General features: G+C 70.6%; 12 protein-coding genes and 1 pseudogene. 7 read left to right on the top strand and 6 right to left on the bottom strand.

What is annotated here, in order from left to right; all coding sequences use genetic code 11:
- Window positions 1–101: 101 nt before the first annotated feature.
- Window positions 102–995: an NAD(P)-dependent oxidoreductase gene (locus AC067M_RS19460; protein ID WP_478698230.1), complete on the bottom strand. Its 894-nt coding sequence runs from the start codon at window positions 993–995 to the stop codon at window positions 102–104.
- Window positions 996–1,169: 174 nt separating this feature from the next.
- Here AC067M_RS19460 and AC067M_RS19465 point away from each other — a divergent pair, with 174 nt between their 5' ends.
- On the top strand, window positions 1,170–2,186 hold the full coding sequence (locus AC067M_RS19465) for a hypothetical protein (protein WP_478698231.1): 1,017 nt from the start codon (window positions 1,170–1,172) through the stop codon (window positions 2,184–2,186).
- Between the two features lie 105 nt (window positions 2,187–2,291).
- On the opposite strand, the pseudogene AC067M_RS19470 reads toward AC067M_RS19465, so the two are convergent.
- The 4 genes and pseudogenes from AC067M_RS19470 to AC067M_RS19485 form a co-directional block, all read right to left on the bottom strand.
- Window positions 2,292–2,537 (bottom strand): annotated as a pseudogene (locus AC067M_RS19470) (AraC-like ligand-binding domain-containing protein); the annotation flags it as partial.
- 28 nt (window positions 2,538–2,565) lie between these two features.
- Window positions 2,566–2,790: a cold-shock protein gene (locus AC067M_RS19475; protein WP_478698232.1), complete on the bottom strand. Its 225-nt coding sequence runs from the start codon at window positions 2,788–2,790 to the stop codon at window positions 2,566–2,568.
- 94 nt (window positions 2,791–2,884) lie between these two features.
- Complete coding sequence (locus tag AC067M_RS19480; RefSeq protein ID WP_478698233.1) at window positions 2,885–3,223, bottom strand: inner-membrane translocator; 339 nt, start codon at window positions 3,221–3,223, stop codon at window positions 2,885–2,887.
- 217 nt (window positions 3,224–3,440) lie between these two features.
- Window positions 3,441–3,785, bottom strand: coding sequence for a hypothetical protein (locus AC067M_RS19485; RefSeq protein WP_478698234.1), 345 nt, complete (start codon window positions 3,783–3,785; stop codon window positions 3,441–3,443).
- A 354-nt stretch (window positions 3,786–4,139) separates the two neighbouring features.
- On the opposite strand from AC067M_RS19485, the gene AC067M_RS19490 reads away from it, so the two are divergent.
- Both AC067M_RS19490 and AC067M_RS19495 read left to right on the top strand, forming a co-directional pair.
- A complete protein-coding gene (locus AC067M_RS19490; protein ID WP_478698235.1) occupies window positions 4,140–4,625 on the top strand; it encodes a DUF2975 domain-containing protein in 486 nt (161 codons plus the stop codon).
- Window positions 4,625–4,846, top strand: a complete 222-nt coding sequence (locus tag AC067M_RS19495; protein ID WP_345511106.1) for a helix-turn-helix domain-containing protein — start codon at window positions 4,625–4,627, stop codon at window positions 4,844–4,846. The genes AC067M_RS19490 and AC067M_RS19495 overlap by 1 nt, the downstream gene beginning before the upstream one ends.
- Window positions 4,847–5,151: 305 nt before the next feature.
- Here AC067M_RS19495 and AC067M_RS19500 read toward each other — a convergent pair whose 3' ends face one another.
- Window positions 5,152–6,267: an LCP family protein gene (locus tag AC067M_RS19500; protein ID WP_478698236.1), complete on the bottom strand. Its 1,116-nt coding sequence runs from the start codon at window positions 6,265–6,267 to the stop codon at window positions 5,152–5,154.
- A 317-nt stretch (window positions 6,268–6,584) separates the two neighbouring features.
- On the opposite strand from AC067M_RS19500, the gene AC067M_RS19505 reads away from it, so the two are divergent.
- The 4 genes from AC067M_RS19505 (at window position 6,585) to AC067M_RS19520 (ending at window position 15,709) form a co-directional block, all read left to right on the top strand.
- A complete protein-coding gene (locus AC067M_RS19505) occupies window positions 6,585–7,700 on the top strand; it encodes a PLL family lectin (RefSeq protein WP_478698237.1) in 1,116 nt (371 codons plus the stop codon).
- A gap of 121 nt (window positions 7,701–7,821) precedes the next feature.
- On the top strand, window positions 7,822–9,411 hold the full coding sequence (locus AC067M_RS19510) for a PLL family lectin (RefSeq protein ID WP_478698238.1): 1,590 nt from the start codon (window positions 7,822–7,824) through the stop codon (window positions 9,409–9,411).
- A gap of 335 nt (window positions 9,412–9,746) precedes the next feature.
- Window positions 9,747–10,994, top strand: a complete 1,248-nt coding sequence (locus tag AC067M_RS19515; protein WP_478698239.1) for a CDP-alcohol phosphatidyltransferase family protein — start codon at window positions 9,747–9,749, stop codon at window positions 10,992–10,994.
- Entirely contained in the window at window positions 10,991–15,709 is a 4,719-nt protein-coding gene (locus tag AC067M_RS19520; protein WP_478698240.1) for a bifunctional glycosyltransferase/CDP-glycerol:glycerophosphate glycerophosphotransferase, read from the top strand. Before AC067M_RS19515 ends, AC067M_RS19520 begins: the two co-directional genes overlap by 4 nt.

The raw sequence follows: 15,709 nt of genomic DNA on the forward strand, positions 1-15,709 counted from the left end.
CCCCCCCCCCCCCCCCCCCCCCCCCCCCCCCCCCCCCCCCCCCCCCCCCCCCCCCCCCCCCCCCCCCCCCCCCCCCCCCCCCCCCCCCCCCCCCGGGCGGCTCAGTCGGCGGTGCGCGGCTCGTCGAAGCTGGCGAAGTACGCGGCGACCATGTCCTCATCGGCATGCCCCTGCGCGGCGGCCCGGCTCAGGCGCTCGGCGCTCGCGGCGGCCACGTCGAGACGTACGCCGTTGCGCTCACCGGCCTCCACGATCAGCCAGGCGTCCTTCGCGGCGGTGGCCACGGCGAACTGCGGAGGGGTGAGGCGGTCGTCGAGGACGAGGCCGGCCTTGGCGCGCAGGTAGCCCATGTCGAGCGGGCTGCCGGAGATCAGCTCGAAGAAGGACTGCGGGTCGACGCCGAGCGCCTGCGACAGGGCCAGCACCTCGCCGGTCGCCGCGGTCGCCGCGATGACCCAGCTGTTGGCGACCAGCTTCAGCCGGGTCGCGGTGCCGGCCGCGCCGTCCTCGCCGGTCCACACCGTGCGGGCGCCGACCGCGTCGAAGACCGGCGTGAGCGTGTCCCGGCCCTCGACGGGACCGGCCGCGAGCACGGTGAGCTGGCCGGCCTCGGCGGGCTGGCGGGTGCCCAGCACGGGGGCGTCGTAGAAGAGCAGGCCGTGTTCGCGGGCGAGGGCGGCGAGGCCGCCGATCGCCTCGATGCCGGCGGTGGTGGACTGCATCCACGCGACGCCCGGGCGCAGTTCGGGGGCCGCCTGTCGCATGACGTCCAGGGCGGCGTCACCGTCGTAGAGCATGGTGAGGACGACATCGGCGCCCTGGACCGCCTCGGCGGGGTCGGCAGCGATGTGGATGCCGTCGGCGGCCAGCGGTTCGGCCTTGGCGCTGCTGCGGTTCCAGGCGCGGACGGTGTGTCCGGCGCGGGCGAGGTTACGGGCCATCGCGGCGCCCATGATGCCCGTACCCAGCACGCTCACGGTGAGCTTGTCGGTCATGTTCGTCAGCTTCCTGCTTGTCGTGCGTGTGGTCGCTGTCCTCGACCGTAGGGGCACGCCCCATCGGCAAACCCAGAGGAATCGCGATCTCCGTCATCGGTCATCCGATCTGCCCGGCCCGTCGGGCGAGGGGTGTCGGCCGTGGTCGGGGGCAGTCCCGCTTAAAGTTATCCGGTGAACGGCGACTGGCTCATACGCGGCCGCGACGGGCTGCTCAGTGTCTATGTGCCTGCGGACGACGGCGTCGTGTGCCGGGCGGAACGCGCACCCGGCGGCCCCTGGGACGCACCCCGCAAGGTGGGCGGCGACCAAAGACTCCACCCCGTCCTGGCGATCGGTCAGGGCGCTGACGGCTACGCCCATCTGGTGAGCTGGCGGCCGACCGTGCCCCGTGAGTCGGGCCTGGTGCACTCCACCCACTTCCGGCCCCGGCTCGCGGCGCTGGACTGGCACCCGGTAGGGCACCCCAACCGGACGGGCGACCGCACCGGCACCCCGGCCGTCGCCGTGGACGCCCAGGGGCGGGCGCATCTCTTCATCCCCAACAGGGGCGGCGGGGTCAGCATGCTGGGGCAGAAGGAGAAGGGCGGCTGGGGACCGTGGCGCGACCTCAAGGGGCGTGACGTGCGCGACGGTCTGGCCGCGGTGACGGGGGAGTCGGGCCGGGTCGAGCTGTACGCGGCGGTGCCGGACGCGATCCTGTACTGGCGTCAGGAGGAGCCGGGAACCCCGCCGGTGCTCCAGGAGGAGACGGAGGCGGCGATCCGCCCCGGCACGCTACGCGCGTTGGCGACGTCCCCGGACCGTACGACCCTCTTCTTCACCGACGACTCCGGCGACCTGTGCGCCTGGCGCCCCGGCGCCAAACCGGTCCCCGTCCTCGCGTCGGCCGGCCCCGGCCCCGTCTCCGCGATCCGCTGCGAACTCGACGGCTACGACTGCACGTTACTCGCCCAGCGCTCTTCGAGCGGCCGCGTCGCCTTCGCCGCGTATCCCACCGAACAGGAGGACGCCGGCGCCTGGTGGACCGAGTCCGGTCCCCAACTCCCCGCCGACGCCGAACTGTGCCTGGCCCTGGACGGCGACGGCCGCGTGGTCGCCGCGACTCTCTCCCCGTCGACCGGCCAACTCCTCATCACCCGACAAAAGAACGAGCCGGGCCTGGCGCTGACGGCTTGGCAGGAGGTGTGAGAGGGAGATTCCTTCATGCGTGGACGCTGCGTTAAGCAGTTGTCCACACGTTGCCAAGGACAGAAGCCAAGAGCCCCTGAAAGAGTGGAGAAGAATTCAGAACCAGTGCAGTCCCTCGGGATCGGACTGCCGGATCAACTTCGGCGTCCGCCGAAAACACACCGGCTGGAACGTCGTCGGCCACACCGACACGGCACCGAGGGCCAGCCCACGTTGCGACGCCTGAAAATCCGCCCGGTGCTCACTGTGCAGCTCCAGCGGCGCATGCGTCCGACTCACCAACTGACGCCAACAGTCGAACCGATCCGCCGCCGGTAGCTCATCGCTCCGGAACACGGTCTCGGTCAGCACGCACCCCTCCTTGACGTCACGTGTGGTGTCAGGCGTCCCGAGGCACGATGCTCACCGCTCGGTAGTCGTACCCGTCCTGCTGGAAGCCGGGTGCTTCCCATGTGAGGTCCACCTGTTGTCCCTGCGACAGCGTGCGGAACCCGTCCATCTCGATGCTGGAGTAATGCCCCCAGCAACCACCGGGAGTCTCAGCCGAGTCGAGCACGCCCCAGCCTTCCTCGTCATGCCATGCGCGGACCGTCGCAGTCACCATGGGCGGAACCTTACGGGTTCTGTCTGCGGGGCGTTGCGTGGTAGGCCGTCAGTGAGCAGCGCTCACTTACACAGCCACTCCGACTACATCTGGGTCAGGGCCAGGACCCCAGCGTGTGGACCGCCAGGAAAACGCAGAGCGTCAGCTGCACCGCCCCGATACCTCGGTGCCCGATCCGCAGCAGCACGACGGCCGTTACGCCGACCGCCAGGGCCAGAGCGCCGAAGCCCAGCACTGGCGCCCAGTCCAGGGGCGGCACGCTGGTCGCTGTCTGTCCGGAGCTGGCGTCCATCCGGCCCAGTCCCCGGACGGCGAGCACGATGACGACCAACAGGCCGGCCGCCACGTCCGCCACCAGTACGAGAAGCAGGAGACAACCTGCGGTGAGGGCACCCTCTCCGCTGGAGGGCTGCTTGTCGGCAAGTTCGGGCATGGCTCAACGATCGCCCGGAATCCACCCTTCCGAACGGCCCGTCGCCGACTCGCAACCCAGGCGTACTCCGCTCTTCAGGGGCCTACCCGGTCCCGGAGATCACTCAGATTCGGCCGCTGCCGCCCGGGCGGGCGCACATGGGGAGGGTGGCTCCCGGCCCAGGGGGCACGGGCCGGAATCCGCCGAAACGGGGTGGGCGATCAGGGACGGAGAAGCATCAGCAGCTGACGAGGCCCTGGAACTTCCAGTTGGTGCCCATGATCGGCTGGTCTTTACGGAACTGCGCCTCTTGCCCCGGCTGGAGCTCGTAACAGTCGGGCGCCGGCACCATCTCGAGGTTCCACGTCGGCTTGACCCGCTGCGTGGTCGTACAGTCGTTGGTCATCCAGACGGTCACGATGCGGAAGAAGATGACCGCTCCCGTTCCCTTGACACAGCTCGGCGCGGGGGAGGCCGCTGCCGCGGGGGCAGACGGCGCGGAGGCCGCGTGGGCCTGGCCGACGCCCAACAGTGCCGTACCTGCCAGGGCCGCCGCGGCGATGCCTGAAGCGAATTTACGCACGTTCTCATCCCATCTGTCTGCGGGCGATTACCTCATCTGCACTCTCACCGAGGCGAACGGTCCGCTCAACGCTGGATCAGAGACTTCGAAGGCACCGGGGCAGCCGCGCTCGCAGCACCCGCACATGCCGCCCGGCGGCGGCCTCAGCCGGCAGCACCCGGCCCCGCCGGAGAAGCCCAATGCCTTTGGCAGAGGTTGAGAAGGCCACCTATGGAGGTCGTAGGTGGCCTTTGGCGCGCCGGACGGCGGCGTCCCGCCACGGGGCGAAACCGGCGCCCACCCATCCGTCCCATCCCTTGCTTCACCTATCGATATTCGATAGATTCCCATCGTGACTCGATGGGAGGAGGGGGCATGGGAAAGCTGACCGTGGGTGCGCTGCGCGTCGTGCTCGTGGTGGTGCTCGTCGGCACCGTGTTCGTACAGGCATTGATGGTGTGGGCGTTGGCCACCGACCCGGAGGACGGGTCGCTCCCGCTGACCCCGCTGCGCGTGATCACTGTCCTGGGCCTGGTGTCGGTCCAGGTCGCCGTGGTCTGCGTAGGGCGGCTGGTGACGATGGTGCGACGCGGAACCGTGTTCTCCCACGCCGCCTTCCGGTACGTGGACGGCGTGATCGGCGCGATCGTGGCGGCTGCCCTCGTGTGGTTCGCGGTCACCATCCTCAATGCGCCGGGCCAGCGGGACGACCCGGGCGTCACCGTCATCATGGGCGGGGTCGGCGTGGCCATCCTGGGGGTCGCGCTCATCGTGCTCGTGCTGCGGATGCTGCTCGCCCAGGCCGTCGCGCGCGACGTCGAGGCGTCGCAGATGCAGGCCGAGTTGGACGAGGTGATCTGATGCCGATCGCCGTCGACATCGACGTGATGCTGGCCAGGCGGAAGATGTCCGTGGGCGAGCTCGCGGACCGCGTAGGGATCACGCCCGCCAACCTGGCGGTACTCAAGAACGGCCGCGCCAAGGCGGTGCGCTTCGCGACGCTCGCCGCGCTGTGCGAGGTGCTCGAGTGCCAGCCGGGCGACCTGCTGCGCTGGGAGGCCGAGGAAGCCGCGGGCGGATGACGTGGCCGGGGCGGGCGTGAAAACGCCTGGCACCACTGGCCCGTGACACGGCACGTGGATCGCCGATCAGCCGCAGCACCGTCCCGACCCCGTTGGGCAGATTCCGGTTGACCCGCACCGCACGGTCCTGGTCGACGATCGCGCTGCGCACGTGACCTCCCACCAGCAAGCCCCCGTCCTTCCAGCGCGGAAGGGCGGGGGTTCGGCGATCCCGACAACGCGGCGGGCGCGTGTGCCGGGCGTCGCAGGCAGGCGGGGGCTTTCGCCACACGCCCCTGGGCCGAAGCCCTGGTCAGAGGCGCGAGTCAGGAAGTGCCGCCCGTCGCCGGGGACTTCTTCGCTGACTCCGGGATGTCCGAGTCCGTGCGGATGGCCTTCCAGAGGGTGGAGGCCTGGGGCTCCGCGGCCACCACCCGGTTCGGGTCGACCTTGTCGTAGGCCACGGGGAGCATGATCGTGTCCATGTTGGCGGGGTCGATGCCGTTGAGGCTGCGGCCGAAGTCGGTGAGCTTGGTGAGGGAGGCGAGGTCGGAGTCGGTGGTGAGGGCCTCGGTGAGGTTGTCGGCGATCTTGTAGGCCTTGGTGGGGCTGCCCAGCAGGTCCTGCTTCTTGATCTCGGAGAGCAGGGCGATCATGAACTTCTGCTGGAGGCCTATGCGGCCGAGGTCGCTGCCGTCGCCGTAGCCGTACCGGGTCCGCACGAACTTCAGGGAGTCCGTGCCGTTCAGCTTGTGCGTGCCGGCGTCCAGCGTCAGGCCGGTCTTGCTGCCCTTGATGGGCTCGTCGAGGGTGACGGTCACGCCGCCTATCGCGTCCACCAGCCCCTTGAAGCCGGCGAAGTCGATCTCCATGTAGTGGTCCATGCGGACCCCGGACATCTCCTCCACGGTCTTGACCGTGCAGGCCGGACCGGCCAGCGAGTAGACGGAGTTGAACATCACGCGCTTCGCCGAGGCGACCGTGTCGCCGTCGGACTTGGTGCACTCGGGCCGGGTAACGAGGGTGTCGCGCGGGATGCTGACGGCGACGGCCTTCTTGCGGCCCTCGGGTATGTGCACCACGAGCGCGGTGTCGGAGCGCGCCCCGGAGACGTTGCCCTTGTCCAGCTCGCCGTTGGCGCCGGCGCGCGAGTCGGAGCCCAGGATCAGGATGTTCTGCCCGGACGTGGGCAGCTTCTCCGGCCGGTCGCCACCGATCGCCTTGTCGATGTCGACGCCCTTGATGTTGTTGTTCAGGTCGCTGTAGAGCCAGTAACCGGTGCCGGCCGCGGCCACGATGACGACGCCCAGGCCGATCAGGATCTTCCGGCCGATACGGCGGCCACCCGCCTTCTCGCGCTTGCGCCCTCGGCCGCCGCGGCGCCGGGACGGGGACGGTGCGTCGGAGTCGTCGCTGCGCTGGGGCGTCGAGACGTGGCTCATCCTGGTCCGAGTCCTTGTTGGTCGAGCCCCGCAGGGCGGTAGGTGTGGAGCTGGGGACTCGGGTGGGGGGAGGCCGGTCCGTATGCTGCCCGATCAGTCCCGCACTATAGGCAGCCGCACTATAGGCAGAGGATCGACCGATCATGCACGTAACGTGATGCATTTGTAAACATGAACCGAACAAATAGGATGCGGCTGCGTCTTGACCGATCAGGCCGACGATCAGTGTGACCGATCGGGACGCGACGGTCGGGCGCGGCCCGGCCGGGGCGCGTTCAGCACATTCAGCACGTTGGTGGAGAGGACTACGACGGACCATGCGGGCCAGCACCGCGCGTGACGACGGACGACGGCAGCGGCCGGCGAACGGCGAGGCCACGGACCTCACCGGCCGGTCTCCCGCCGTGCTGTCCGGACCGTGGCTGCTGCCCGGGCACGACGGCCGGCTCGTCGTCTACGCGCATGTGGACCAGGCCGTGCTGCGCTGGACCGAGAGCCGCCCCGGCGGCCCCGACTGGCTCGGCCCGGACATCCTGCCCGCCAAGAACGTGACCCGTCTCACGGTCGCCCAGGGCCGCAACCGCTACGCCCATCTGCTCGGCCGCCGGGTGCGCGGCGGCGACGGCCCGCTCACCGTGGACCTGGTCTACGCGATCCAGTACCAGGCGGGCCGCCCGATGAGCGAGTGGAGCTCTGTCGGCAACCCCCTTTCGGGGCCGGGGCGTTCCGCGTCGACAGGGCTGCCGGCCGCCGCGGTGACCACCGCGGGCACGCTGTACGTCGTCGCGCCCACCGCCCACGGCCATCTCGCCCTGCGCCGCGAGGACGCCCAGGGCCGCTGGGAGCCCTGGCTCGACCTCAAGGTCGCCGCCGCCCTCGACACCCCGGCCGCGGTGGCCACTTCCACCGGACACGTCGAACTCCTCGCCCCCGCTCGGGGCGGAGCCCTGACCTGGTTCCAACGGCAGCCCGGCGCGGCCCTGGAGCGCGGTCACGACCTCGGTGTGGTGCCGCTGCCCGGGTCCGTCACCGGCCTGGAGACCTCACCGGGCCGCGTGACCTACTACCTGACCGACGTCCAGGGCGGCCAGGTCGTCGCCGTACGCCCCGGGGAGTGGCCCGTGCCGGTGGGCGGGAGCCCGGGCGACGGACGCCACGCGGCGCTCGCCGCCACCATCGACGGCTACGCCTGCACCGTCCTCGCCCACCGCGACACCGAGGGCCGGGTCGTGGTCGGCCTGTGCCCGGCGGAGGACGAGCGGTACGGCGTGTGGTGGACCGACACCGGCACCGCCTGCCTGGGCGACCCGGTACTCGCCCTCGACGCGTTCGGACGCGTCGTCGTCCTCGCCGTGGCCGCCGACGGCACGCTCACCCTGGCCCGCCAGGACGACGGCTCCGGACTGACGCTCGGCGACTGGACTCGCATATGACCAGGCCGGGAATCGTCATCGCCAGGCCGGGAATCGTCACGACCAGGCCGAGAACCGTCCTCGCCATGTGGCGCAACGCTCCCGCACGAGGCGGACGTGAGGAGCGAAGGGGCGTGACGACATGAGCCGTAAGCCCGACCGAAGAACCGGAACCGCGGCCGATGTCGCCGCCGGCCCCGGGAGCGGTCGTACGCATGTCGTCGCCGTCGTCGTCACGGAACCCGCGGACGCCGTGCCGTTGGTCGCGCTGGAGCTGCCCGGTGCCGAGATCGCCGTCGTGTGTCTGCGGGCGGGCGGCAAGGACGGGCGGGCGGCGTTGGACCGGGCCCTCACCGGTGCCGCCGACCGGGGCTGCCGGGTGATCGGCGGTCCGAGGGTGCTCGGTGTCGACGGCACCGACGACCCCGCCACCGTCGCCGCGCTGCTGGACGTCCTGCGCGACCTCGAACCGGAGCGGCTGCACACGCTCGACCCCGATCCCGCGCACACGTCGTACGACCAGGCGAGCAGCATGCCGACGTACGACGTCCCGGCAGCGCACGGCGAGACCGCGGTCGGTGCCCTGGCCGCGGCCCGGGCCTGGCAGGCGGAGAGCGGGCGGCCGCTGTACGTGGACTGCCACCGGGCCCACGGGGACCCGGAGTTGGGCGCCACCGCCTGCCGCCGCTACCCGGCGCCCGCGAACTGGCTGTCCGCCGGGTTCGACGGCCGGCTGACCGCCTTCCTGCCGACGGCCGACGGGGTGGTGCGCCGGCACCAGGACACCCAGGGCCGGTGGATCGCCCCCGAGCCGGTGGAGGGGCCGGGGCTGCTGCCGGGGCTCCTCGTGGTGCGCGACCCGCACGGCTTCCCGCACTTGTTCGCACTGCGCAGGACCGCGCGCGACGACGGCGGGGCGGACGTCGAGGTCGTGCACGCGGCGCAGTACCGTACCTCGGAACCGCCCACCCCGTGGCAGTCGGTCGGCGGGCCGAACGCCGTCGACTGGCGGCGGGGACGTGCGGTCGGGTTCCCGGCGGCCGCCTTCGACGCGGCGGGCAACCTGTTCGTCTTCGTACGCAACTTCGGACACAGCATCAGCTGGCGCTGCCAGTCGGCCGACGGCGGCTGGACGAAGTGGCAGCACCTGAGCGGCCTGCGGGTCGCGGACGACCTCGTCGCGGTGACGGGCCCGCACGGCGGGGTCGAGGTCTACGGCCGCGTCCGCGACACCCCGGGCGTGGTCCGCTGGTACGCCGGACAGGGCGGCGCCTGGACCGAGGACCGTACGGTGCCGTTCGCCGCGCGTCCCGGCACCCTGACGCCGGCCCCCGAACCGGGTGCCGTCCTCTTCCGCGACCTGCGCACCAACGAGGCCTGCGTCTGGCGTCCGGGCGCGCAGGCGCCTTTCCCGCTGGGCGACGCCGGGGGGAGCGGGCCGCTGGCCGCGGTGCGGGGCGTCGAGATGGACGGCTGGGCCTACTCGGTGCTGGTGGCCCAAGGGGCGGGCGGCACCTGCGCGGTGGGCGCGTATCCCGAGGGCCGACCGGACACGGGCGTGTGGTGGCAGGACCTGGGGGCGCCCTCGTACGGCGCACCGGCCGCCGCCGTGACCCGGACCGGGCTGCTCACGCTGGGGGCCCGGACACCGGACCGACAGCTGCTGACCGCCCGCCGCGAGGAGCGCCCCGGCGCCCTCACGTTCACCGACTGGCGCCCCGCCCGCGGCTGACGCAAAGCAGTCGCCGACGGGCGGAACGAGCCCCAGGCGGGCCACCGTTGGTCGGAATCGAGCCATCGTTTGCCCTCTGCACCGGCCCTGACCACGGGTGATCCGTCCACGTGGGATGTACTTCGCCCGATCGCGAATGGTTGTAAGGAAAATGTGTGATCAAAGTCGCGGCCGGGCGCAAGTCAATGCGCGTCGACACCCGAATGAAGGATTGTTAAAGTTCAGCTCGCTCATGTGATCGGCCTGTGAAAGAAACCGTTCACCTTCGAGCACCCTGCGGCGCACCGAGGCGACCACGGGGCATTGTGTCCTGTCTTGCGTGTGACTGAGGGGTTATGGCCAGGCTATCGTTGCGGGCTGTCCAAAAACTGACCTGCAAGAAGCGCGACGCCTGGTGGACCGTCTTCCTGGTCGACCCCACCGCGACCCGCATGCTGCTGCTCTTCGCCCGCTTCCGCTTCATCACCCCCAACCGCGTCACCTGGGCCGCCCTTTTCATCGGTCTCGGCTCGGCCGGCTTCTTCCTCGAGGGCGACCGCAAGTCCCTGCTCATCGGCGCCGCGCTGTACCACCTGAGCTTCATCCTCGACTGCATCGACGGCAAGCTGGCCCGCCTCAAGGGCAACGGCACCGTCTTCGGCGGCTGGCTCGACTACGTCTTCGACCGCATCCGCGTCCTGTTCTGCGCCCTCGCGCTGATGGGCGGTCAGTTCCTGCGCACGGACGACGAGCGCTACCTGCTCGCCGCCCTCGTCGTGGTCTTCCTCGACATGCTCCGCTACGTCGACGCGCTGCAGATCTACAAGATGCGCATGTCGATGCGGACGAAGATCGAGAAAGTCACCAAGGAGCGCGCCGACGCCGAACGCGCCGAACGGGAGGCCGAGGCGAAGGAGCAGGCCCAGCCCCAGGGGGAGTCCGAGGGGCCGCAGATCGTCTTCATGGAGGACCTGCTCCGCGACAACCCGGGCACGCCCGCCGAGGTGCTCCGCGAGGAGGCCGGCGGAGACAACGTCGTCGACCTGCACGAGCAGTTCCGCGACCAGTTCCCGTGGTACACGCGCCTGCGCCGGGCGATGCTGCGCACCCGGATCCGTCCGCACCTGATCAGCGGCATCGAGTTCCAGATGTTCATCTTCATCGTCGGCCCGATCATCGGTCAGATCCTGTGGACCACGGTGGTCTCGGCGGCCCTGCTGATGCTCTTCGAGCTCGTGATCATGTACAAGTTCTGGCTCTCCACGCGTGACTTCACCCGCGTCATGGAGGAGATGAACGCGACCTCGGACACCGCCGGGACGATCGCCCCGCACCTGTACAAGGGCCGCCATCGCGGGGCCGCGCAGGAGGCTCTGCTGGCCGACGAGCGCTACCGGGCTCCGGAGCCCGAGGAGGATCCTTTCTTCCAGCCCTATCCGCAGCCGCAGTTCCACCAGCTCGACGAGCAGGACGCCCTCGACGTCTCCGGCGCGCAGGGCATTCCCACCCCGCGGGGTCATGAACCCGAGCCGCTGACCATGCCGATCCGGGTCCGGCGCTTCGACGCGCAGAGCCGCGCGGAGCAGGAGGGGCACTGGCGATGACCAAGCCGACCGGCTCCGACGCGTTCGACGAGGCGTCCGGGTACGGCGACCCGTCCGGCCACGACGAGCGATCCGGACATGACGACCCCACCGGCCTCGACGAGCAGACAGGCTTCGACGACCCCACCGGCCTCGACGAGCAGACAGGCTTCGACGAGCGGACGGGCTACGACGAGCAGTCCGCGTACGACGACTCCTCCGGCTACGACGACCGGCTCGGGCGCTCGACCTCCTCCTCCTCCTCCGCGCGGGTCGACACCGTCTCGTACCCCGACCCCTCCGCGTACACCGTCACGATCGTCGTCGCGGCCTACAACGCGAGCGCCACCCTCGACCGGGCCCTGCGCTCCACCCTGAACCAGACCCACCGAGGCGTCGAGGTGCTCGTCGTCGACGACGCCTCCACCGACGGCACCCTCGCGGTGGCCCAGGGCTACGCGCAGAAGGACTCGCGCGTACGGGTCGTCAGCCGTCACCAGAACAGCGGCGGTGTCGGCGCGCCCCGCAACAACGGCATCGAGGCGGCCACCGGCGAGTACCTGATGTTCCTCGACGCCGACGACGAGCTCCCGCACAAGGCGTGCGAGCTGCTGCTGGCCTCCGCGCTGGCCACCGGCGCCGAGATCACCGCGGGCCGGGCGCTGCGGGTCAACCTCGCCAAGGACGAGATCACCGTCTGGCAGCCGCAGCTCTACGGCACCGACCGCACGGTCACCGGCGGCCTCACCGCCGCGCCCGAGCTCTTCGAGGACCCGATCGCCGCGGCCAAGCTGTACCGCGTCGACTTCCTGCACGACAACGGCATCCGCTTCCCCGAGGGCGTCTTCTTCGAGGACACCTACTTCTCCACGGTCGCCAATCTCTGCGCGCACACGATCACCCTGCTCACCGCGCCCGTCTACCGGTGGATCTGGGAGCGGGAGACGGACACGCCCTCCATCACCAACCGGCGCGGCGAACTGCGCAGCATCCGCGACCGGGTGCTGGTGCACCAGTGGGCCGACGAGTTCCTCGCCCAGCACGGCGCGCGCGAGCTCGTCGCGCACAAGGCCGCCAAGTTCCTCTCGCACGACCTCAGGCTCTACACGCCCGAGCTGCGCTCCGGTGACGACGCGTTCCGGGACGGCTTCGTCGGGGTCGTCGCCCCCTACCTGCGCTCGCTGCCCCCGGAGACGTACGACCTGTGCGGCCCGCTGGAGCGGGTGCGCGCCTTCGGTCTGATGCACGGCCGGACCGACGTGGCCGTGTCCGTCGCCGACTACACCCAGCGGCGCAGCGTCCTCAGCTCCGACCTGGTGGAGAAGGACGGCAAGGTCTACTGGTCCGGCTCGCTGCTCGGCCGCCCGCACGCCGAGCGCTTCCTCGACGTCACCGACCTGGACCTCACCGGCACCTCGCTGTCGGACGCCCGCCTGTTCAACCAGGCGACCCGCGTGGAGATCAAAGGCGGCGAACTCCACGTCACCGGCTACATACGCAACCAGTTCGGCCGGGTCGGCCCCAAGGACAAGGTCGAGCTCATCGCGGTCCTGCGCCGCCGCAGTCCCAAGACCGACCACACCTTCAAGGTCACCGGCGTCGAGGTCGACGAGGAGCACATCCGCTTCCACACCACCGTCGACCTGGACGAGACCCTCGGCAAGGCCGGCCGCGCCGCGATCTGGAACCTGTTCGTCCAGATCCGGCACGCCGGACAACGGGCGACCACCACGGTGTGCGTGCGCGGCCTCGACCTGGAGCGCGAGCGCTACACCGGTGGCGGGACGACGTACGAGATCTACGAGACCGTCAGCGGCAACCTCGCGCTGCGCCAGGAGACCAGCGAGCAGCGAGCGAAGGCCGACCCGCGCGGCGAGCCGTGGCTGTGGTGGAAGGACCGGCAGCTGCCGGACTCGTTCGCCCCCCAGGAGACGTACGGTGCCGCCGTCGTCGTGCACTGCCACAACGACGAGTACAACCTGTACGAGTTCCTGCGCTCGCTCGCCGTACAGCGCGACTTCGAGCAGACGCAGGTGGTCCTCGTCGACGACGGTTCGACCGACTCCACCGCGGGGCAGCTGGAGAAGTTCGCCGCGCACTACCCGAACGCCCAGGTCGTCCCGCAGGTCTCCATGGGCATGCGGGCCGCCTTCGACCACGGCCTGCGCCACGTCCGCGCGCCCTACGTGATGTTCGCCCGCGCCCGCGACATCCTCGGCGCGGACAGCGTCAGCCATCTGCTGGCCGCCGCCCGGAAGGCCGACGCCGACGTCGTCGTGGGCAACCCCGACAACTTCCCCGGGCCGCGCAAGGGCGGCGACGAGCCGTGGAAGCGGTACTTCGGCAAGAAGCCGACCGCTGTTCAGCGGCTGCACAAAGCCCCGTACCTGATCTTCTCCACCGGACTCGGCGCGAAGCTGCTGCGGACCGAGCTGGTGCGCGAACAGCGGCTGCGCGCCGGCGGCGGCCCCGGCTTCGAGGACGCCTGGCTCGCCGTCCCCGCCCTGCTGCACGCCGACCGTGTCACCACCGCGCCGCGCGCCACCTGCTACGAGCGCGACCAGGAGCAGAGCGACTCCCTGTTCGACCTGCCCTGGAACGACCCGGTCAAGGCGCAGGAACTGATCCGCCTCGCCCGGCACCTCCTCAGGCGCACCGCCCCGCTGGACGAGCGCACCCGCCGCCTCGCCCAGCGCTTCGTGGTCCGCACCCTCCAGCCGTACCTGCGCAACCTGCACCGCATCATGAGCCGGGTCGAGCTGGCGGCGATCTTCCCCACGCTGCACGAGGTCTACACGGAGATACCCGACGACCTGATCCTGCAGTACGCCGTCGCCCCGGGCTCCCGGCTTCAGCACCACGCCGTGCGCACGGACAACCTCGACCTGTTCTGCGAGCCGCACGGCAAGCAGGCGTACCTGCCGCACCTGTACATCGACGACGAGGGACTGCACCGCAGGCTGACCGTCGACCGGGTGGAGACCGCGCTGCTGCGCGTGGAGCGGCAGAAGTTCGTCCTGGAGACCTGTCACGTCGATCCGCAGCAGGTCACCTTCGAGGGCCTGATGGTCCTGACCGGTGCCGACATCGACCAGGTCTTCGACAACCGCATCGAACTCGTCCTGAGCGACGGCCGCACCGAGCGCGCGCTGAGGGTCGAGCAGGTCTACCGGCGCGACCGCTGGCGCACCCGCAAGGAGCAGGACTGGTACTCCGGCTGGCGTGCCGTCGCCCGCCCCGAGGACTTCGCGTCCATCGACAACCGGGACCTCTCCCTCACCCTGCGCGTCCACGACGGCGACCGGCACCTCGACACCCCCGTCGACGCCCGCCAGATGCTGCACCGCTTCAAGGGCGTGCACCGGGCCGGCCGCGCCCGCGTGATCCTCTCCATCGACAAGAACGAGAAGGTCACCGTGCGGCGCGTCGCCGGGATCGTCAGCCGGCCCGCGCACAAGGTGAAGCGGTTCTTCCGGGAGCTGCGGGCCGCCCTGCCCGGCCGCCCCGGCTGGCGCACCCGGCTGCTGTACTGGCTGTTCCACCTCTGGCTGCGCGGCAAGGACATCTGGATCATCGGCGAGCGTGAGGACACCGCGCAGGACAACTCGTACCACCTGTTCACCTGGATCAGGCAGAACGAGCGGGGGCGCAAGGTGTACTACGCCATCAACGGCAACGCCGCCGACCGGAAGAAGATCGACCACCTCGGCAACGTCATCGACCGCCTGTCGTGGAAGTACCGCGTCTACCTGCTGCACGCGACCCGGCTCATCAACGCCTACGACCTGGAGGCCTATCTGGGCTTCCCGGGCCTGTCCAAGCGCGCCTTCCTCACCGGCTACGGCGACCTGATGCGCTACAAGCGGGTCTTCCTCCAGCACGGCGTGGTCTACAACGACGTGGCACCGTCCATCCACGCCCAGGTCACCAACGTCGACCTGGTGCTCACCACGGGCCGCAGCGAGCGCGCCTACTACGCCGAGCACTGCGGCTACGGCTACGACCGGGTCGCGGCCACGGGCCTGCCCCGCTTCGACGCGCTCGAGCCCGTGCCGGGGCTGCGCCGCATCCTCGTCATGCCGACCTGGCGACGGGACATCGTGGCGCCCTCGTACAACAAGGCGGCCAAGCCGGAGATCCCCTTCGCGGCCTCCGAGTACTACCGCTTCTTCTCGGCGCTGCTGCGCGACGAACGGCTGCTCAAGGCGCTCCAGTACCACAACGTGGAGCTGGAGTTCATGCCGCACTACGAGATCCGGCCCTACCTCAAGCACTTCCGGATCGACCACCCGTCGATCACGGTCTCCACGACCGGCCGAGACGTGCAGCTGGCGATGCGCGAGTGCTCGATGCTCGTCACCGACTATTCCTCGGTGTTCTTCGACGTCGCCTACATGGGCAAGCCCATCGTCTACACCAACTTCGACGACGAGGCGTTCTACAGCAAGCACTACAAGCGCGGCTACTTCGACCTGGCCCGGGACGGCTTCGGCCCCACCTGCGGCACGGTCGACCGGGCGGTGGACGAGATCATCGCCTCCATCGAGCGGGGCTTCCAGGTGGAGCCGCGGTACCGGCAGCGCGCGGAGGAGTTCTTCGTGCTGCGCGACACCCACAACTGTGAGCGGGCCTTCGACGTGATCGACACCATGGACGTGTCCGTCGTCGGCGATCCGGGTCCGCCTCCCGCGCCCCTGGTCATGGGGCGGCCGGGCGAGCAGCAAGGAAGGGGCTGA

The organism is Streptomyces sp. NPDC043427 (assembly GCF_056436655.1).